At 75.9% G+C, this 2,311-nt stretch carries 2 protein-coding genes and 2 pseudogenes; 1 reads left to right on the top strand and 3 read right to left on the bottom strand.

Annotated features, from left to right (window positions below):
- Nucleotides 1-79, top strand: a pseudogene (locus ABZW32_RS39615) (aldehyde dehydrogenase family protein); the annotation flags it as partial.
- 1 nt (nucleotide 80) lies between these two features.
- On the opposite strand, the pseudogene ABZW32_RS39620 reads toward ABZW32_RS39615, so the two are convergent.
- From ABZW32_RS39620 to ABZW32_RS39630, 3 genes and pseudogenes are all read right to left on the bottom strand, one after another.
- Nucleotides 81-209, bottom strand: a pseudogene (locus ABZW32_RS39620) (saccharopine dehydrogenase); the annotation flags it as partial.
- Entirely contained in the window at nucleotides 199-1,269 is a 1,071-nt protein-coding gene (locus ABZW32_RS39625; protein WP_356225747.1) for a saccharopine dehydrogenase, read from the bottom strand. The pseudogene ABZW32_RS39620 and the gene ABZW32_RS39625, both read right to left, overlap by 11 nt.
- 90 nt (nucleotides 1,270-1,359) lie before the next feature.
- On the bottom strand, nucleotides 1,360-2,169 hold the full coding sequence (locus ABZW32_RS39630; protein ID WP_356225749.1) for a hypothetical protein: 810 nt from the start codon (nucleotides 2,167-2,169) through the stop codon (nucleotides 1,360-1,362).
- Nucleotides 2,170-2,311 lie beyond the last annotated feature (142 nt).

The following is a 2,311-nucleotide window of genomic DNA, read 5'->3' on the forward strand; positions in this document are numbered from 1 at the left end:
CCAGGTCCTCGGCATCGCGCCGTTCAACTTCCCGCTGAACCTGTGCGCCCACAAGGTGGCCCCGGCCATCGACGTCGGCACAGGACCACGCGGCGGGCGCGCTCGCAGACGAGGGACAGGCCGGAACGGCCGGTGGACAGGCCGGTGCCTATCCAGTGGACGGTGCCGGACGCCGGCGCCGCGGCGGGTGAGGGCGGGTCAGCGGACAAGGGGGGCCTCCTGGGCTTCGACTGCGGTCCGGTACGTGTGCAGGGCGCGGGCCCAGACGCCGTCCCACTCGGCCAGGCGCATCAGGTGCGGGGCGAGTTCGGCGGAGAAGGCGGTGCTGGCCTCGACGGGGAGGAGGGAGGGGAGGTTGTCGATGGCGATGAGGTCGAGGCGGGGGGCCTCGGCGCGCAGGGCGCGGACGGGCTCGGTCCAGGTGGTGGTCTCGTCGTAGACCGGCAGGACGTTGCAGTCGGAGGTGACGTCGCAGGTGACGTCGGAGAGGAGGGAGAGGCGGCGGGCGGGGTCGTCGAGGTCGGCCTTGGTCAGGAACGGCGGTACGGGGGTGGTGGTCAGGACGGTGTTGACCATCAGGTCGTGGCCGAGCAGCGCGGTCCGGTCCAGGGAGCGGGTCTCGGCGAGGTCCCAGCGGGTGGGTTCCAGTCCGGCCCGCACGAGGGCGTCGCAGGCGCCTCGGCCGCTGCGGCCGAGGGCTCCGACGACGAGTGCGGTGGTGGGGTCGCCGGCGGCGGCGCCGGAGGCGAGGAGGGCGTCGAGGGCGGGCCGGTCGGTGGGGCGCAGCGGGGTGGTGAGGGTGCCGCGGTGGTGCAGGACGGCGAGGGCGGCGCCGATGTAGCCGGCCCAGTAGCCGAAGGCGGCGACGCGGCGGCCGGCTTCGTCGGTGAGGTATTCCATGTCGAGCAGGGCGCCGCCGCCGGCGGTGAAGCGGGAGAGCAGTTCGGCGGCGCCGGACTGGCCCTTGTAGGCGTGGGCGAAGTAGATGTGGCGGTGGCGCAGGGCGGGGGCGGTGGGGCCTGCGGGGAGTTCCTTGAGGCCGAGGACGTAGGCGTCGGCGGGGGCCTCGGCGTCCCAGGAGGCGGTGGGGGCGGTGGCGCAGCCGGCGGCGGCGTAGTCGGCGAGGGGGAAGGCGCGCTGGTCCGACTCCTCGACGGTGATCCGGACCCCGGCCTCCACCAGGCGGCCGGCGTCGTGCGGGGTGAGGGGGGCGCGGCGCTCGGTGGGGCGGGCCTCGTGGCGCATCCAGAGGTGAGTGCTGTCCGACATGGTGCGTTTTGTCCTGTCTGAAGGCATAGGGGTGGGAGACCCCCGGCCTGATCGCGGTTGCGGGGGCGACGTCCTGGGAGTGCCTGCGCGCTAGAGGAGCGGGATCCGGGCGTTCGCCAGAGGGCGGTAGGCGGGGGTCGCTGTGGTGCTCCAGCCTGCCGTGCGCAGTTCGGTGACGACGGCGGTGGCGAGCGCCGCGGCGAGCGACTCCCCCGGGCAGCGGTGGGCCGCCGCGCCGAAGGTGAAGATCACGGGATTCACCCGTCCGGGGGACAGGGCGTGGGGGTCCGGGTTGACGGCGGGGTCCCGGTTGGCGGCGGCGAGCACCACGAGCAGCTGCTGCCCGGGCTCCACGGTGGAGCCCGCGTGGGTGAAGGCCCCGGCGGCGAAGCGGCGGGTGTTCTGGATCGGGGCGTCGTGGCGGACGACCTCGCGCACGAGCGCGCCCGTGTCGGGGGCTTCCGCGCCCCGGGCGAGGGCGACCAGGGTGTTGCCGATGAGCCCGGCCGTGGCGTCGTAGGTCTGGGAGAGGAAGCCGATCGCGTTGGAGAGCAGCGGGCCGAGGTCGACCAGGCCTTCCCGGTCGGCGGCCCGCACCAGCCCGGCGAGGAGTCCGTGCGCCCGGCCGGCGCCGTACCCCTCCCGGATCCCGGCACCGGACCCCGCCCCCGGCGCGCTGCCCGGCGCCGCCTCCGGGCCGGAAGCGGCGGCCGAGTCCAGTACCGGGCCGAGGAGTTCGCGCAGCCGGACGGCGGCCACCGCGGCCGCCTCCCGGTCCTCGGGGCCAGCGGTGGCGGGGATGCAGCGGACGAAGTCGGCGATCGCGCGGGCCGCCTCGCGGTCGGCGCCCCCGGTCAGCCCGGCGAGCACCGCGACCACCCGCGCCGGGACCCCGAACATCAGCTCCTCGTAGGGGACTTCGCCGCCCTCGGCGAGCGCCTCACGGGTGAACCGGGCCGCCAGTTCCGGCGGGGCCGGTCACGCGGCGTCCAGGGCGCACTCGGCCCAGATCACCTTCCCGCCGGTGGTGTAGCGGGTCCCC

The organism is Streptomyces sp. NPDC004667, assembly GCF_040609475.1.
Taxonomy (GTDB): Bacteria; Actinomycetota; Actinomycetes; order Streptomycetales; family Streptomycetaceae; genus Streptomyces.

Excerpts from the sequence above, each read along its gene's own strand:
- ABZW32_RS39625 (WP_356225747.1), bottom strand. The coding sequence starts at position 1,269 with ATGTCGGACAGCACTCACCTCTGGATGCGCCACGAGGCCCGCCCCACC.
- ABZW32_RS39630 (WP_356225749.1), bottom strand. The coding sequence starts at position 2,169 with ATGTTCGGGGTCCCGGCGCGGGTGGTCGCGGTGCTCGCCGGGCTGACC.